This window comes from Leifsonia sp. 2TAF2, from assembly GCF_052115085.1.
GTDB lineage: Bacteria > Actinomycetota > Actinomycetes > Actinomycetales > Microbacteriaceae > Leifsonia.
This window is the reverse complement of record NZ_JBFRFY010000001.1, coordinates 2,324,840-2,340,117: the sequence shown is the minus strand read 5'-3', so window position 1 is coordinate 2,340,117 and position 15,278 is coordinate 2,324,840. Positions and strand designations below refer to the sequence as shown.

Sequence of the window (15,278 nt, the reverse complement as noted above, 5' to 3'; positions counted from 1 at the left end):
ACGAAAGGCGCCGCGCCTGAGGTGCCGCACATTCGTGCCGAACCGCGGCAAACGCACTCGTTCGGGCAACATTCGTGCCGAATCGCTGTCCGGTTGCCGGACGGGCGGATCCGTCAGTACCGCGGCATGGCCGGGTCGACGTCGCGCGCCCAGGCGTCGAGGCCGCCCGCGAGCACGAGCCCCGGCATCCCGGCGTCGGCGAGCAGCTGCCGGGCCGTCTCGGCGCGGATGCCGTGATGGCAGACGATGACCAGGGGGTCGGCGGGCAGGCGCTCGGCGACCCCTGCCGGATCGCCCTGCACGACGCCCAGCGGCACAAGGAGCGACCCGGGCAGCTCGACGATGTCGGCCTCCCACGGCTCGCGAACATCCAGCAGCGTGTACGGCTCTCCCGCCTCTAGGCGCGCGTGCAGCTCGGCAGGCGACATGGTGTCGGTGACGCCGCAGAACAGTTCGTAGTCGATCAGCTCCGTGACCGGCAGCCCCTCGGGGTCGCGCTCGTAGGCGAGCTCGCGGAACGTCCCGCGCAGGCCGTCGTGGATGGTGACCCGGCCGAGGTGCGGCTCGCCCGTCCCGGTGACGAGCGCGATGGCCTCGCTCACCATCAGACCCCCGATCACGCCGCATACCGACGGGAGGGCGCCCGCCTCGGCACAGCTGGCGACGCTCCCCGGGGCGGGCGGCACGGGGAAGAGGTCACGGTAGGTCGGTCCGTGCGCCGCCCAGCTGAGCCCCAGCTGGCCGCCGGTCTGGTGCACGGCACCCCACACGACGGGGATGCCGCCCAGCGTCGCCGCGTCGTCCACCAGGTAGCGGGTCGGGAAGTTGTCGCTGCCGTCCAGCACCAGATCGAATCCGGACAGGATGCGCTGGGCGTTCTCGGCCGTGAGGCGCTCGGCGAACAGCCGGAGGTCGACCTCCTCGTCGAGGGCGCGCACGGCGTCGGCGGCCGACTCCACCTTGGGGCGGCCCACATCGGACGGCGTATGGATGGCCTGCCGCGGCAGGTTGCTCGGCTCGACCCGGTCGTCGTCCACGATCCCGATCGTGCCGAACCCGGCCGACGCGAGCAGGGGCAGCACCGCCGACCCGAGACCGCCCGCGCCCACCACGAGCACCCGCGCGGCCTGCAGCCGGCGTTGAGCGACCGGCCCGAAGCCGGGCAGCTGCGTGGTGCGCGCGTAGCGCGCCGTGCGCTCGGGGGAGAGCGCGGGACCGGGTTCGACCAGGGGCGGAAGGGCCATGCCCTCAGCCAATCACACCGGCGTGCGCGTCACATCGTGCGTTCGTCACACGACGGGAACATGGATGGTATGCAGACCGGTCGCGCCGTCCGGCACCACGTCGCGCACCGTTGAAGTCTGCACCTTCCCGTCGGCGTCGGTCGCCCGGACGCGCAGCGTGTGGCTGCCTGTGGTCGCCTCCCACGCGAACCGCCACTGCCTCCACGTGTCCACGGAGATCGCGTCCGCGAGGGTCGCCTCCTGCCAGGGGCCGTCGTCGACGCGCACGTGCACGGCACTCACGCCGGTGTGCTGGGACCAGGCGACACCGGCGACAGCGACCGTTCCCGCCTTCACCTGCCGGCCGTCTGCGGGAACGTCGATGCGCGACGACAGTTTGATCGGCCCGTGCTCGGACCAACCGCGGTCGGTCCAGTAGGCGGTGTGCTGGTCGAAGCGGGTGACCTCGAGCGACACCACCCACTTGGTCGCAGACACGTACCCGTACAGCCCGGGGACGACCATCCGCACCGGATAGCCGTGCTCGATCGGCAGCGGCTGTCCGTTCATCCCGACGGCGAGGATCGCGTTGCGGTCATCCGTCAGCGCCTCGATCGGTGTGCTCGCCGTCCAGCCGTCCTGACTGGTCGAGAACACCATGTCGGCGTTGGATGACGGCTTCGCGCGCGCCAGGAGGTGCCGGATCGGGTAGCCGAGCCACGTCGCGTTGCCGATCAGGTCGCCGCCGACCTCGTTCGAGACGCAGGTCAGGGTCGTGATGGACTCCTCCAACGGCAGGGCGAGCAGCTCGGCGAAGGTCAGTTCGAGCTCGTTCTCGACCATCCCGGTGATGCGCAGCTTCCAGTCGTGCGGCTCGATTCCGGGAATCTGCAGGGCGGTGTCGATGCGGTAGAAGTCGGCGTTCGGTGTGACGATCGGCGAGAGGCCGGGGATGTCGAACGACGCACCCGCAGGGACAGGCGGAGCGGTGGTCGCCGGTTTCGGCAGGCGGATCGCGGCACGCGCCGCGGAGGCCGCCCGGAAGCCGCCGGCGACCACCTGGCCGATGACGAGGGCGAGCGCACCGGCCCCTGCGGTCGCGGCCGTCGAGGTCACGAAGCGGCGGCGGCTGACCTGGCCGCGAGGCGCGACGCGGGTCGGCTCGGTCTCGCGCAGCATCCTGATCAGCCAGCCGAGAAGCAGGATGGCGATCACAGCGGCCAGGGCCGAGGGCACCGCATCCACGATGCTGTTGCCCGACCGGGTGAGCGCGGCGAGCACGCCCAGCGCGCCGCCGAGACCGATCAGGATTCGGCCGAGCGGCGGCCGCAGACGCTCCAGCCAGCCGGCGACCGCCGCGCCGATCAGCACGACGACGGCGAGGGAGACGATGAGGAAGGCCTTGTCGCCGGTCCCGAAGAGCCCGATGACGGCCTCTTTCAGCCACGGCGGCGCCAGATCGATCAGCAGCGCTCCGACGGTCAGCACGGGGCTGCCGTTCTGCACCACGAAGGCGCTCACCAGTTCGGCGGCGCCCACGCCCGCGACGACGCTCGCGACGCCGGCCCCAGCGGGCCGCCAGAAGTCGGACATACCGCAAAGCTACGGCCGGCGGCTGTGCGCCGGCCACAAGCGGTCACCGCGACGTGGGAGGCTGGGGACATCATGTCCGATGACACCGCCCCGCCCAGCCCCCGACGGCTCCGCCTCGAGGACATCCCCGGGTGGTCCGGCCCCGGCTCGGTCTCGGAGGACGCGGTCTACGACACCTTCGTGGCCTGGGTGGAGGCGGGCGGCATCCGGCTCTACCCCGCACAGGACGAGTCGGTGATCGAGATCGTCGGCGGCGCCAACGTGATCCTGAGCACACCCACAGGCACCGGCAAGTCGCTGGTCGCCGTGGCGGCGCACTTCGCCGCTCTGGCCCGGGGTGAACGCAGCTACTACACCGCCCCCATCAAGGCGCTCGTCTCCGAGAAGTTCTTCGCCCTCGTCGACATCTTCGGCGCGGAGAACGTCGGGATGACGACCGGGGACTCGGCCGTCAACGCCGACGCTCCGATCGTGTGCGCGACGGCCGAGATCCTCGCGAACCTGGCGCTCCGGCACGGCGAGGAGACGCCGGTCGGGCAGGTGGTCATGGACGAGTTCCACTTCTACGCCGACCCGGACCGCGGCTGGGCCTGGCAGGTGCCGCTCCTGACGATGCCGCACACGCAGTTCGTGCTCATGTCGGCGACGCTGGGCGACGTGAGCGCGCTCGCCGACGACCTGGAGCGCCGCACAGGCCGCGCCACCGCGTCGGTCACCGGGGTCGAGCGTCCGGTCCCGCTGCACTATTACTACGAGCTGACGCCCGTGCACGAGACCATCGAAGACCTGCTGCACACCGGCCAGGCGCCGATCTACGTCGTCCACTTCTCGCAGCTCGCCGCGCTGGAGCGCGCCCAGTCGCTCTCCAGCGCGAAGATCGCCAGCCGGGAACAGCGGGATGCGATCGCCGAGCTGATCGGCGACTTCCGCTTCACGACCGCCTTCGGCAAGACGCTCTCCCGTCTGCTGCGGCAGGGCATCGGCGTCCACCACGCGGGGATGCTGCCCAAGTACCGCCGGCTGGTCGAGCAGCTCGCCCAGCGCGGGATGCTGCGCGTCATCTGCGGCACGGACACGCTCGGCGTCGGCATCAACGTCCCGATCCGCACGGTGCTGCTCACGGCGCTGACCAAGTTCGACGGCACCAGGATGCGGCAGCTCAACGCACGAGAGTTCCACCAGATCGCCGGGCGCGCGGGACGCGCGGGCTACGACACCGCAGGGACGGTCGTGGCGCAGGCGCCCGAACACGAGTCCGAGAACCTCAAGGCGATCGAGAAGGCGGGCGACGACCCGAAGAAGCGGCGCAAGATCGTCCGCAAGAAGGCGCCGGAGGGCTTCGTGTCGTGGGGCGAGCCGTCGTTCCGCCGGCTCATCGAGGCGGAGCCCGAGACGTTGACCTCCTCGATGCAGATCACCAGCGCCATGCTCATCAACGTCATAGGACGCGGGGGAGACGTCTACGGGCACGTCCGCGCCCTCGTGTTCGACAACCACGAGCCGTGGAAGCGGCAGCTCGCGCTCGCACGCCGGGCGATCGAGCTCTACCGCTCCCTCCTCACCGCGGGTGTCGTCGAGGCAGTCCGCACCGGCGACGACGTGGAGGTGCGGCTCACCGTCGACCTGCAGCCGAACTTCGCCCTCAACCAGCCGCTGTCACCGTTCGCGCTCGCCGCCTTCGAGCTGTTCGACATCGAATCGCCCGGGTACGCCCTCGACATCGTGTCGGTCGTCGAGGCGACCCTCGACGACCCGCGGCCGGTGCTCTCCCAGCAGCAGTTCCAGGCGCGCGGCGAGGCCGTCGCCGCCATGAAGGCGGAGGGGATCGAGTACGAGGAGCGGATGGAGGCGCTCGAGGAGGTCACGCATCCCAAGCCGCACGACGTGCTCCTGCACGAGGCGTTCGCCACCTACGCCTCCAGCCAGCCGTGGGTCGCCGACTTCGCGCTGAGCCCCAAGTCGGTGGTGCGCGACCTGTACGAGCGCGCCATGACCTTCGGCGAGTTCATCGCGTTCTACAAGCTCGCGCGGTCGGAGGGTGTCGTCCTGCGGTACCTCTCCGACGCGTACCGGGCGCTCAATCAGACCGTCCCGCTCGAACTCCGCACGGAGGACCTGCGCGACATCATCGAATGGCTGGGCGAGCTCGTGCGGCAGGTCGACTCGAGCCTCCTCGACGAGTGGGAGGAGCTCGTCCATCCCGACGTCGCCCGGCACGCCGCCGAGTCCGGCGAGCTGGCCCCGCCCGCGCCGCGGAACGTCACGACCAACCGCCGCGCGTTCTTCGTGCTGGTGCGCAACGAGCTGTTCCGCCGGGTTCAGCTGGCCGCGCTCGACCGGGTGGACGACCTGGGCGTGCTGGAGGCGGAGGCCGCGGCGCTCGCCGGCGGCGTCGCTCCCTCGTTCACCGCAGCCCAGTGGGATGCGGCGCTGGAGGGGTACTACGAGGAGCACGACGAGATCCTCACGGACGCGTCGGCCCGCGCAGCCTCGATGATCATCGTGGACGAGAAGCCGGAGGGTGCTGAGGGCATCTGGCGGGTGCGCCAGATCATCGCCGACCCGGAGGGCGACCACGACTGGGGGATCTCGGCGGAGGTTCTCCTGGAGGATTCGGCACGCGAGGGCGTCGCGGTGATCCGGGTGACGGGAGTCGGCCGGTTCTAGCCCCGCGGTGGGTGTGCCGATCGGTTTGACCTGACTGAGGCGCCGTGTGAGTATCGTCACGGCGTCCTAACAGCGCTAGGTCCCTTGCACGAACCCCGGATGAATGATTACGTCTGAGTAATTCCCTCGGGGAACGGCATCCGACACGAGAAAGAGAACGGTGGACCTCACCCTCATCGTCGTGCTGGTCATCGCGCTGGCGCTCTTCTTCGACTTCACGAACGGCTTCCACGACACGGCCAACGCGATGGCCACCCCCATCGCGACCGGTGCCATGCGGCCGAAAGTTGCGGTCGCGCTCGCCGCCATCCTGAACCTGATCGGCGCGTTCCTCTCCACCGAGGTGGCGAAGACCATCTCGGGCGGCATCATCAAGGAAGGCGACGGCGGCGTGCAGATCACGCCGACGCTCATCTTCGCCGGCCTCGTCGGCGCCATCGTCTGGAACATGGTGACCTGGCTGTTCGGCCTGCCGTCGTCGTCCAGTCACGCGCTCTTCGGCGGACTGATCGGCGCCGCCATCGTCGGGGCGGGCATCCAATCGGTCGACTTCGTCGTGGTGCTCGACAAGGTCATCCTCCCCGCCGTCATCGCGCCGTTCACGGCGGGTGTCGTGGCGTGGAGCGCGACGAAGCTCGCGTACTGGATCACCCGCCGGTACGACGGGCGGCCGGATGGGCGCGGCGGGTTCCGCTACGGCCAGATCTTCTCCTCGTCGCTGGTGGCGCTTGCGCACGGCACCAACGACGCGCAGAAGACCATGGGTGTCATCACGCTCACGCTCATCTCGGCGGGCATCCAGCCGACCGGCTCCGGACCGGAGACCTGGGTCGTCATCGCCTGTGCCCTCGCGATCGCCATCGGCACGTACTCGGGTGGATGGCGCATCATCCGCACGCTCGGCCGCGGTCTGACCGAGGTGAAGCCTGCCCAGGGCTTCGCCGCAGAGACGAGCACCGCCGCCACCATCCTCGCCTCCAGCCACATCGGCTTCGCCCTGTCGACCACCCAGGTCGCGTCCGGCTCGGTCATCGGATCGGGGCTCGGTCGCCGCGGCTCCTCCGTGCGCTGGGGCACGGCCGGACGCATCGCCATCGGCTGGCTGCTCACCCTCCCGTCCGCTGCGATCGTCGGTGGCCTCGCCGCGCTGCTCGCGGACATCGGCCCGATCGGCGTCCTGATCGACACGATCGTGGGTGCTGCGGTGGTCACCTACATCTTCTGGCGGGCCCGCCGGAACCGGGTCACCAGCGAGAACGCCGTCAAGCCGGTGCCGCTGCAGGGGAAGAGCGAGGTCGCCGCCTCCGGCAAGGCGGTCAAGATCCAGAAGGTCAAGCCGCTGAAGCGACCGCGCTCGCGTAAGGAGTCCGCATGATCGACTGGGCTGCCTTCGTCCTCGTCTTCGCCGCATCCCTGGTGGGCTCCTGCGTCGTCGTGGCGTTCTACTCCCTCGGCACGCGCCTGCTCGCGGCGGCGGGGCGCGCGCTCTTCGTCGAGCCGGTCGAGTTCACCGACGCGATCACCGTGCTGACCCCCGAGAGAGCGGCCAAGCTGCAGCGGAAGGCCGAGAAGGCCCAGCGCAAGAATCCGCTCACACCGGCCCAGAAGCGCCTCGCCCTGACCGGCGCCTACGCGTGCTTCACCGCCTGCGCCATCGCGGTGCTTTACGGGCTGTACCTGATCATCCCGTACTTCCACCAGTAGGCGCTCGCTGCGGCGACGCGGATCAGTCGGTGCCGCGGGCGCGGGAGATCGCGTTCATCACGTGGTAGACGACGATCGCCGCGATGGCGCCCAGCGCGATCCCGTTGAAGGTCAGCTGACCGAGGTTCAGCGTGAAGTCGCCGATGCCGATGATCAGTGCGACCGCGGCCGTGAACTGGTTCTTCGGCTTGGTGAAGTCGACCTTGTTGTCCAGCCAGATCTTCACGCCGATGATCCCGATGAGGCCGTAGAGCGCCGTCGTGACGCCGCCGAGCACGCCGGCCGGGATGGTGTTGATCACCGCACCGACCTTCGGTGACAGGCCCAGCAGAACGGCGACGACGCCCGCCACCCAATAGGCGGCGGTGGAGTATACGCGGGTCGCGGCCATTACGCCGATGTTCTCGCCGTAGGTGGTCGTCCCCGATCCGCCGAAGAAGCCGGCGATGGTGGTCGCGACGCCGTCGGCGAAGAGCGCGCGGCCGGTCAGCCGGTTCACGGACGGGTCGGTGAGCTGGGCAACACCGCGGATGTGCCCGACGTTCTCAGCGATCAGCACGAGCACGACCGGGAGGAACGCGGGCAGGATGCCCCAGGTGGCAGCGGGGGAGGTGAACGGGTTCGCGGGCAGCGTGAACTGGGGGAGCCCGATCCAGGCCGCCTCGCCGACCTTGCTGAAGTCGACCTGGCCGACGATCACGGCGAAGACGTAGCCGACCGCGACCCCCAGGAAGATGGACAGCTGGCCCAGCATCCCGCGGAAGAACACCGTGCACAGGATGACGGCGGCGAGCGTGACGAGAGCTGTGATCGGCGCCTTGGCGAAGTTCGCACCGGCGGCCGGGGCCAGGTTGAACCCGATCAGCGCGACTATCGCACCGGCGACGACGGGGGGCATCAGCGCGTCGATCCATCCCGTGCCCGTGCCGATGACGATGAGGCCGACGACGGCCAGCAGCAGGCCGGTGACGACGATCCCGAACAGTGCCGACGGCATCCCCTCGGCTTTCGTCGCCGCCACGATCGGCACGATGAACGCGAAAGACGAGCCGAGGTAGCTGGGGAGGCGGTTGCGGGTGATGAGGAGGAACAGGATCGTCCCGACACCCGAGAACAGCAGCGTCGTCGCCGGCGGGAAGCCGGTCAGCAGCGGCACCAGGAACGTCGCGCCGAACATGGCGACCACGTGCTGGGCGCCGAGCCCGATCGTGCGCGGCCAGGTGAGCCGTTCGTCGGGCAGCACGATCTCGTGCGCACCCACCTTCTTGCCGTCGCCGTGCAGCGTCCAGGGCAGTGCCATGCGTGTCCTCAACAGGTCTCGAGTCGGAATAGGCTTGGTGCTGCGCATTCGCGCACTCTCCGACGAACCTGAGTATTCGCCGGGCCACCAGCCAACGATCCTACGGGAGTCCACCATTTCCGCTCCGACCAGCGCGCCCACCGCATCCAAAGGGCGCTTCGACCGCTTTTTCGAGATCAGCGCCCGCGGAACGACCTGGGGCACGGAGTGGCGCGGCGGCGTCCTGACCTTCGTCACGATGGCGTACATCGTCATCCTTAACCCGCTCATCCTGGGCGGAACGAAGGATGTGGTCGGCCACACGCTCGGGACCACGCAGGTCGCCGCCGTCACGGCGCTCAGCGCCGGCGTGATGACCGTGCTGTTCGGCCTCGTCGCACGGCTGCCGTTCGCCTTCGCGGCCGGTCTCGGCATCAACTCCTTCCTCGCGGTCAACGTCGTCAAGATCCTGACCTGGCAGGAGGCCATGGGCCTCGTCGTCATCAACGGCATCATCATCGTGCTGCTGTCGGCGACCGGCCTGCGGAAGCTCATCTTCAACGCCGTCCCTGCGCAGCTCAAGACTGCGATCACGGTCGGCATCGGCCTGTTCATCGCGTTCATCGGGTTCGTCGACAGCGGGTTCGTCCGTACGACCAATCTGTCGTCGCCGCCGGTCCAGCTGGGTGAGTCCGGCTCCATCGCGACCCTCCCGACCATCACCTTCCTCATCGCGCTGGTCATCATGGGCGTGCTCATGGCGCGCAAGGTCAAGGGCGCGCTGCTGATCGGCATCGTCGCCGCCACTGTCGTCGCGATCATCGCCGAGGCGATCTGGCACGTCGGGCCGTCGATGGGCAAGAACGCCGCGGGCTGGAACCTCACCGTGCCGCAGCTTCCGACCTCGCTCGTGTCGCTGCCGGACCTCAGCCTGGTCGGCCAGGTCGACCTCTTCGGAGCCTTCGGCCGGATCGGCGCGCTGGCCGCCACCATGCTGGTCTTCACGCTCGTCTTCACGAACTTCTTCGACGCCATGGGGTCGATGACGGGCCTCGCCCGCAGTGCGGGGCTCGCGAACGAGGACGGCACCTTCCCGCGCCTCCAGTCCTCGCTGATCGTCGAAGGTGTCGGCGCGATCGTCGGCGGCGGTGTCTCGGCATCGTCCAACACCGTGTTCGTGGAGTCGGCGTCGGGCATCGGCGAAGGCGCCAAGACGGGCTTCGCCAGCGTTGTCACCGGGGCGCTGTTCCTGCTGTCGATGTTCTTCACGCCGCTCACCCAGGTGGTCCCGCTGGAAGTCGCCGCCGCGGCGCTCGTCGTCGTCGGTGCGCTGATGGTCGTGCAGATCAAGCACATCGACTTCACCGAGTTCTCCGTCGTGCTACCCGTCTTCCTGACGATCATCGTCATGCCGCTGACCTACTCCATCGCCAACGGCATCGGGGTCGGGTTCATCAGCTGGGTGCTGATCCGCTCGCTCGCAGGCAAGGGGCGCGAGATCAGCCCGCTGCTGTGGATCGTCGCCGCCGGCTTCCTGGTCTACTTCGCGCGTGGCCCGATCGAGGGACTGCTCGGGCAGGTCTGAGTCTCGCTCCTGAACCCGGGCGAGGGGCTGACCTCAGGGTCGAATCGGGGGTTATCCGGATACCGGGCGCTGGCCCGCGACGCTTGACTGGATCCATGACCACCACCAGCACTCCCTACTCGTCCGTCACCCCCGTCCGCACCCTCAGCACCACCAGCCTCGCGCTCGGCGTCGCCTCCATCGTGTTCGGGTGGACCCTCGTCGCGCCGATCGCCGGCCTCGTCGTCGGCATCATGGCGCTGAAGCGCGAACCGGAGGGCACGAACCTCGCCGTCTGGGGCATCGTCCTCAACGCCGTGATGCTCGCCGGTGCGGCGTTCTTCGCCATCCTCGCCCTGGTCGGCATCGGGATCGGGTTCGCGGCGCTGCCGTTCGCTTTCCTCTGATCGGGCACTCACCCCGAGGCTGGGACAATGGGGGGATGGAACCATCCCCCCTCGTCCGGCCGCGCAGCTTCGTCGTCCGCGGGCGAAAGACCGAAGCCCAGACCCGGGCGATCGACGAACTGTGGCCGAGGTTCGGACTCGACTTCGACGGCTCCCCGCTCGAGCTCGACGCGGCGTTCGGCCGCACCGCACCGCGCATCGTCGAGATCGGCTTCGGCAACGGCGAGAACCTGCTCACCCTCGCCGAGCGGCATCCTGAGCGCGACTTCCTCGGGATCGAGGTGCACGGCGCCGGGATCGGCCGCGTACTCGGGGCGATGCGGGATCGGGGGTTCACCAACATCCGGATCGTCCGGCACGACGCCGTGGAGGTGTTCGAGCGGGGGCTCGCGCCGCGCTCCGTGGACGAGGTCCTCATCTTCTTCCCCGACCCGTGGCCGAAGGCGCGGCACCACCGGAGGCGTCTCATCCAGCCGTCCGTGGCCCCGCTTCTCGTCGCGGCACTGGCCGACGAGGGCGTGCTCCGGCTGGCGACCGACTGGGAGCCGTATGCCGAGCACATGATCGAGGTGCTCGACGCGGAGCCCGCGCTCGTCAACCTGGCCGGAGACGCCCACTTCGTCCCGCGCCCGGAGGATCGCCCGGTGACCAAGTTCGAGCGCCGGGGCGAGCGCCTCGGGCACGCGATCTTCGACCTCGCGTACCGCCCCGCCCGCTGACGCCCCGCCTCCGCCCCTCCGTAGTGTCGTCGAGTTGACGCAACACGCCGTCGCGCCGCCCCGGCGGACGGCGTGTTGCGTCAACCCGGTGGCTGCGCGGCGGCGGAGGCGCGGCGCGGCGCGACGCCCGCACGGGTTCGTAGGATGAGCGCATGACGCATGCACCCACGGTCGACGCCCTCAGGTCCGCCTTCGACCGCGGCACCACCAAGCCGCTCGCCTGGCGGCTGGCACAGCTGCGGGCGCTGCGGAGGATGCTCACCGAGCGCGCCGCCGAGTTCGAGGACGCCCTTCTCGCCGACCTGGCGAAGAGCCCGACGGAGTCGCAGATCGCCGAGCTCGGCTTCGTGGTGGGCGAGATCGACCACATCCTGAAGCGCCTGCGCCGCTGGCTGCGGCCGAGCCGGGTGGCGGTGCCCGGCGCGCTGATGCCTGCGCGTGCGTCCACCATCCTGGAGCCGGTCGGCGTGGTGCTCGTCATCGCGCCCTGGAACTACCCCGTGCAGCTCCTCCTCGCCCCGCTCGTCGGCGCCCTCGCGGCCGGGAACGCCGTCGTGCTGAAGCCGAGCGAGCTGGCTCCGGCCACCTCCGCCGCGATGGCCCGCCTCATCCCTCAGTACCTGGATGCGCGCGCCGTCGCCGTCGTGGAGGGCGGCGTGGAGGAGACCACCGATCTGCTGGCGCAGCGCTTCGACCACATCTTCTACACCGGCAACGGCCGGGTGGGCCGGATCGTCGCCGCGGCAGCCGTCGAGCGCCTCACTCCTGTCACCCTGGAACTCGGGGGCAAGTCGCCGGTCTACGTCGACGGCACGGTCGACCTCGCCGCCGCCGCGCGCCGCATCGCCTGGGGCAAGTTCATGAACGCGGGGCAGACCTGCGTCGCCCCCGACTACATCCTCGCCGACCGGTCCATCGTGTCGCAGCTGGCGGACGCCCTCGGCGACGCGGTGCGGGAGCTGTACGGCGACGACCCGGCGCAGAGCCCCGACTACGGGCGCATCGTCAACGATCGGCAGTTCACCCGCCTGACCGGGATGCTGACCTCGGGCACCGCGGCGGTCGGCGGTCAGCACGACGCGGCCGGCCGCTATCTCGCTCCGACTGTCCTCACCGACGTCGCCCCCGACGCCCCGGTGATGGCGGAGGAGATCTTCGGGCCGATCCTCCCGATCCTGCCCGTCGACGGGCTCGACGATGCGATCCGGTTCATCCGCGCGGGCGACAAACCGCTCGCTCTCTACGTGTTCACGTCGAATGCGACCGTGCGCCGGCGCATCCTCACCGAGACGAGCTCGGGGGCGGTCGGCTTCGGCGTCCCCGCGGCGCACCTCGCGGTCGCCGGGCTGCCGTTCGGCGGTGTGGGGCAGAGCGGTTCGGGGGCGTATCACGGCGAGCGGTCGGTGCGGACGTTCAGCCATGAGAAGGCTGTGCTCAGCAAGTCGCTCCGCCCGGACACGTTGCAGCTGATCTACCCGCCGTACACGGAGGCGAAGGACCGCTTCGCGCGCGGCCTGCTGCGCAAGCTCGGCTGATCGACACCGTGTCGAAGATGCCGAGAACGCGGGTACAGGCTGTCCACCGGGCCCTCTGGACCCGGGGGTAGGCTCGGCAGTGTGTCGGAGGCCACGAACGTCCGGCGCAGAACACTTGCCAACGCACAACGAGAGGCAACGGAGCCAATTGTGAACCCGACAGCGACCATGGACGATTCGAAGACAGCCCCCATCCCCGTCCTCACCCCGGATGCGACCGAGGTGACGGACGCATCCGAGAACGTCTCCGACGTCCCGACCCCGAGTTCCGACGGGCGCCCCACCCGCACCGAGACCGACTCGCTGGGCAGCCGTGAGATCCCGGCCGACGCATACTGGGGCATCCACACCTCGCGCGCCCTGGAGAACTTCCCGATCGCCAAGCGGCCCATCTCCGTCTACCCGGACCTCATCGTCGCCCTCGCCAGCGTCAAGCAGGCCGCGGCCCGCGCGAACCTCGAGATCGGCGTGCTGGAGCCGCACAAGGCCGAGCTCATCGACCAGGCCTGCCAGCTGATCATCGACGGCCGGTACCACGACCAGTTCGTCGTCGGCGTCATGCAGGGTGGAGCCGGGACCTCGACCAACATGAACGCCAACGAGGTGATCGCGAACATCGCGCTGGAGCTCGACGGTCACGAGAAGGGCGAGTACCGGTTCCTCAGCCCGATCGACGACGTCAACCGGAGCCAGAGCACCAACGACACCTACCCGACGGCCATCAAGATCGGCCTCACCTTCGCCCTCGCGCACCTGCTCGACGAGCTGGCGCTGCTGCGCGACTCGTTCGCGCACAAGGCGGACGAATTCCGCAACATCCTCAAGGTCGGCCGCACGCAGCTTCAGGATGCGGTGCCCATGACCCTGGGCCAGGAGTTCCACGGCTTCGCGACCACCCTCACCGAGGACCACGCGCGGCTCACCGAGACCAAGTGGCTGCTCGCGGAGATCAATCTCGGCGCGACGGCGATCGGCACCGGAATCACCGCCGACCCCGGGTACGCCTCGGCGGCGGTGCGGCAGCTGAACGCCATCACCCACCTGAACCTGGAGACGGCGCCCGACCTGATCGAGTCGACCAGCGACGCCGGCGCCTTCATGTCCTTCTCGGGCGCGCTGAAGCGCAGCGCGATCAAGCTGTCCAAGATCTGCAACGACCTGCGGTTGCTCTCCTCCGGGCCGCAGGCGGGCCTCGGCGAGATCAACCTGCCGCCGCGTCAGGCAGGCTCCAGCATCATGCCCGGCAAGGTCAACCCGGTCATCCCGGAGGTCGTGAACCAGGTCGCATTCTCGGTAGTCGGCGCCGATGTCACGGTCACCATGGCGGCGGAGGGCGGCCAGCTCCAGCTCAACGCCTTCGAACCGGTCATCGCGCACTCGCTGCTGCAGAGCATCACGTGGATGGCGCAGGCCTTCCGCACCCTGCGCATCAACTGCGTCGACGGGATCACGGCCAACGAGGAGCGCCTCGGTGCGATGGTGGGCTCGTCGGTCGGCGTGATCACCGCCCTCACCCCGCACATCGGCTACGCCGCCGCTGCAGCGCTCGCCAAGTCGGCGCTGCTCACCGGACGCAACGTCGCCGACCTCGTCGTCGAGGCGAAACTGATGAGCCGCGAGGAGGTGACCCGGCTGCTGTCGCCCGCGCGACTCAGCGGCCTGGAGGTCATCACGACGGCCATTCCGGTGATCGAGTCGGACGCGATCCTGGAGGCGCGCGCCGAGCGCGAGTAGGTCATCCCGGTGCCGTCATCTCTGGCGGAACCGTTCGTCTACTTTCACAGGACGTACCCGTCAGGGCGCGCTGGCCCAGCGGGCACGATCGTCCGACGGAGGGGCGCATGGCCGAATCTACCGGGGGACTGGTCGATCGTTTCGCGCTGGCGCTGGAGCGGGCACTGGGCATCGACCTGGTCGACAACGCCCTTCTCCTGCGCGTCAGGCCAGCCAAGGACCGCGTCGTGCTGATTCACGTGGATGCAGAGGCGCTGGCCGAGAATGCTCGCCGCGCGATCGACGGGCGGGACGTGGAGGGGCTTTCCGGCGCGGACCCGGTCGATCAGTTCTTCACGCTGTTCTTTCTGGAGATCGAGGCCGCGCTGGCGAGTGCGCCACGGCAGCGGGTGCTGCAGTTCCGGTACACCGCTCGAGGCAAGGCGCGCATCCATGGGCCATAATGCTCGCCAGACCGCGCGCTGCTGTCTGTCGGTCGGCCGAACCTGGCGTGAGAATCGACAAAGGTAGCTAGGCGAATGGCCAACTTCCGTGAAGGCTTGGAAGGAATTTACACAGAGGTCGCCATGCCCGACATGGCGACAAGGGCGCCGGACCGGAGACCTTCGCTGTGCCGAGTGCCGGCGCCCGCCCCTGAGCGCGACGAGCCGGTTCGACAGCGGCGACGGTCTCAGCTGAACGGCGACCATTCATCCAGGTCGTATTCGAGTTCTATTCCGTCGTACAGCCGGACGCGCCAGACGTGGCTGTCACCGCCGACGAACTGGCCGCGAGCGGTCTCCATGAACCATTCCCCGTCGCCGGCGCGTCGCCAGCGGATCATTCCGACATGCTCGCGGAGCCTCGGAGCGTG

General features: G+C 69.5%; 13 protein-coding genes. 9 read left to right on the top strand and 4 right to left on the bottom strand.

Translation table 11 applies throughout. From position 1 onward, the window contains the following. Window positions 1-113: 113 nt before the first annotated feature. On the bottom strand, window positions 114-1,244 hold the full coding sequence (locus AB4Z18_RS11290) for a ThiF family adenylyltransferase (protein WP_441782769.1): 1,131 nt from the start codon (window positions 1,242-1,244) through the stop codon (window positions 114-116). Between the two features lie 45 nt (window positions 1,245-1,289). Then, window positions 1,290-2,816 (bottom strand): molybdopterin-dependent oxidoreductase, encoded by a 1,527-nt coding sequence (locus tag AB4Z18_RS11285; RefSeq protein WP_441782768.1) that lies wholly within the window; start codon window positions 2,814-2,816, stop codon window positions 1,290-1,292. A gap of 72 nt (window positions 2,817-2,888) precedes the next feature. Between AB4Z18_RS11285 and AB4Z18_RS11280 the strand changes: the two genes are divergently transcribed. The 3 genes from AB4Z18_RS11280 (at window position 2,889) to AB4Z18_RS11270 (ending at window position 7,187) form a co-directional block, all read left to right on the top strand. Further along, complete coding sequence (locus tag AB4Z18_RS11280) at window positions 2,889-5,483, top strand: DEAD/DEAH box helicase (protein ID WP_441782767.1); 2,595 nt, start codon at window positions 2,889-2,891, stop codon at window positions 5,481-5,483. Window positions 5,484-5,643: 160 nt separating this feature from the next. Further along, entirely contained in the window at window positions 5,644-6,858 is a 1,215-nt protein-coding gene (locus tag AB4Z18_RS11275; protein WP_441782766.1) for an anion permease, read from the top strand. Then, complete coding sequence (locus AB4Z18_RS11270) at window positions 6,855-7,187, top strand: peptidase (RefSeq protein ID WP_441782765.1); 333 nt, start codon at window positions 6,855-6,857, stop codon at window positions 7,185-7,187. The genes AB4Z18_RS11275 and AB4Z18_RS11270 overlap by 4 nt, the downstream gene beginning before the upstream one ends. Window positions 7,188-7,209: 22 nt before the next feature. On the opposite strand, the gene AB4Z18_RS11265 is transcribed toward AB4Z18_RS11270, so the two are convergent. Then, a complete protein-coding gene (locus AB4Z18_RS11265) occupies window positions 7,210-8,487 on the bottom strand; it encodes a uracil-xanthine permease family protein (protein WP_441782764.1) in 1,278 nt (425 codons plus the stop codon). Window positions 8,488-8,584: 97 nt separating this feature from the next. On the opposite strand from AB4Z18_RS11265, the gene AB4Z18_RS11260 reads away from it, so the two are divergent. The 6 genes from AB4Z18_RS11260 (at window position 8,585) to AB4Z18_RS11235 (ending at window position 14,868) form a co-directional block, all read left to right on the top strand. Continuing rightward, the gene (locus AB4Z18_RS11260; RefSeq protein WP_441783011.1) at window positions 8,585-10,051 is read left to right on the top strand and encodes an NCS2 family permease; all 1,467 of its coding nucleotides are present in this window, start codon (window positions 8,585-8,587) and stop codon (window positions 10,049-10,051) included. Between the two features lie 95 nt (window positions 10,052-10,146). After that, a complete protein-coding gene (locus AB4Z18_RS11255; RefSeq protein WP_441782763.1) occupies window positions 10,147-10,437 on the top strand; it encodes a hypothetical protein in 291 nt (96 codons plus the stop codon). 35 nt (window positions 10,438-10,472) lie between these two features. Continuing rightward, window positions 10,473-11,156 carry a tRNA (guanosine(46)-N7)-methyltransferase TrmB gene (gene trmB, locus AB4Z18_RS11250; RefSeq protein WP_441782762.1) on the top strand — a complete coding sequence of 228 codons (684 nt, stop codon included), beginning with the start codon at window positions 10,473-10,475 and terminating at the stop codon, window positions 11,154-11,156. A 152-nt stretch (window positions 11,157-11,308) separates the two neighbouring features. After that, the gene (locus AB4Z18_RS11245; RefSeq protein WP_441782761.1) at window positions 11,309-12,691 is read left to right on the top strand and encodes an aldehyde dehydrogenase family protein; all 1,383 of its coding nucleotides are present in this window, start codon (window positions 11,309-11,311) and stop codon (window positions 12,689-12,691) included. 168 nt (window positions 12,692-12,859) lie between these two features. Further along, the gene (locus AB4Z18_RS11240; RefSeq protein ID WP_441782760.1) at window positions 12,860-14,425 is read left to right on the top strand and encodes an aspartate ammonia-lyase; all 1,566 of its coding nucleotides are present in this window, start codon (window positions 12,860-12,862) and stop codon (window positions 14,423-14,425) included. A gap of 107 nt (window positions 14,426-14,532) precedes the next feature. Next, entirely contained in the window at window positions 14,533-14,868 is a 336-nt protein-coding gene (locus AB4Z18_RS11235; RefSeq protein WP_441782759.1) for an ABC transporter substrate-binding protein, read from the top strand. 227 nt (window positions 14,869-15,095) lie between these two features. Here the strand turns inward: AB4Z18_RS11235 and AB4Z18_RS11230 are convergent, their stop codons facing one another. Next, window positions 15,096-15,248, bottom strand: a complete 153-nt coding sequence (locus tag AB4Z18_RS11230) for a hypothetical protein (RefSeq protein ID WP_441782758.1) — start codon at window positions 15,246-15,248, stop codon at window positions 15,096-15,098. Window positions 15,249-15,278 lie beyond the last annotated feature (30 nt).

Excerpts from the sequence above, each read along its gene's own strand:
- AB4Z18_RS11290 (WP_441782769.1), bottom strand. The coding sequence starts at position 1,244 with ATGGCCCTTCCGCCCCTGGTCGAACCCGGTCCCGCGCTCTCCCCCGAG.
- AB4Z18_RS11285 (WP_441782768.1), bottom strand. The coding sequence starts at position 2,816 with ATGTCCGACTTCTGGCGGCCCGCTGGGGCCGGCGTCGCGAGCGTCGTC.
- AB4Z18_RS11280 (WP_441782767.1), top strand. The coding sequence starts at position 2,889 with ATGTCCGATGACACCGCCCCGCCCAGCCCCCGACGGCTCCGCCTCGAG.
- AB4Z18_RS11270 (WP_441782765.1), top strand. The coding sequence starts at position 6,855 with ATGATCGACTGGGCTGCCTTCGTCCTCGTCTTCGCCGCATCCCTGGTG.
- AB4Z18_RS11265 (WP_441782764.1), bottom strand. The coding sequence starts at position 8,487 with ATGGCACTGCCCTGGACGCTGCACGGCGACGGCAAGAAGGTGGGTGCG.
- AB4Z18_RS11255 (WP_441782763.1), top strand. The coding sequence starts at position 10,147 with ATGACCACCACCAGCACTCCCTACTCGTCCGTCACCCCCGTCCGCACC.
- trmB (WP_441782762.1), top strand. The coding sequence starts at position 10,473 with ATGGAACCATCCCCCCTCGTCCGGCCGCGCAGCTTCGTCGTCCGCGGG.
- AB4Z18_RS11245 (WP_441782761.1), top strand. The coding sequence starts at position 11,309 with ATGACGCATGCACCCACGGTCGACGCCCTCAGGTCCGCCTTCGACCGC.
- AB4Z18_RS11240 (WP_441782760.1), top strand. The coding sequence starts at position 12,860 with ATGGACGATTCGAAGACAGCCCCCATCCCCGTCCTCACCCCGGATGCG.
- AB4Z18_RS11235 (WP_441782759.1), top strand. The coding sequence starts at position 14,533 with ATGGCCGAATCTACCGGGGGACTGGTCGATCGTTTCGCGCTGGCGCTG.
- AB4Z18_RS11230 (WP_441782758.1), bottom strand. The coding sequence starts at position 15,248 with ATGATCCGCTGGCGACGCGCCGGCGACGGGGAATGGTTCATGGAGACC.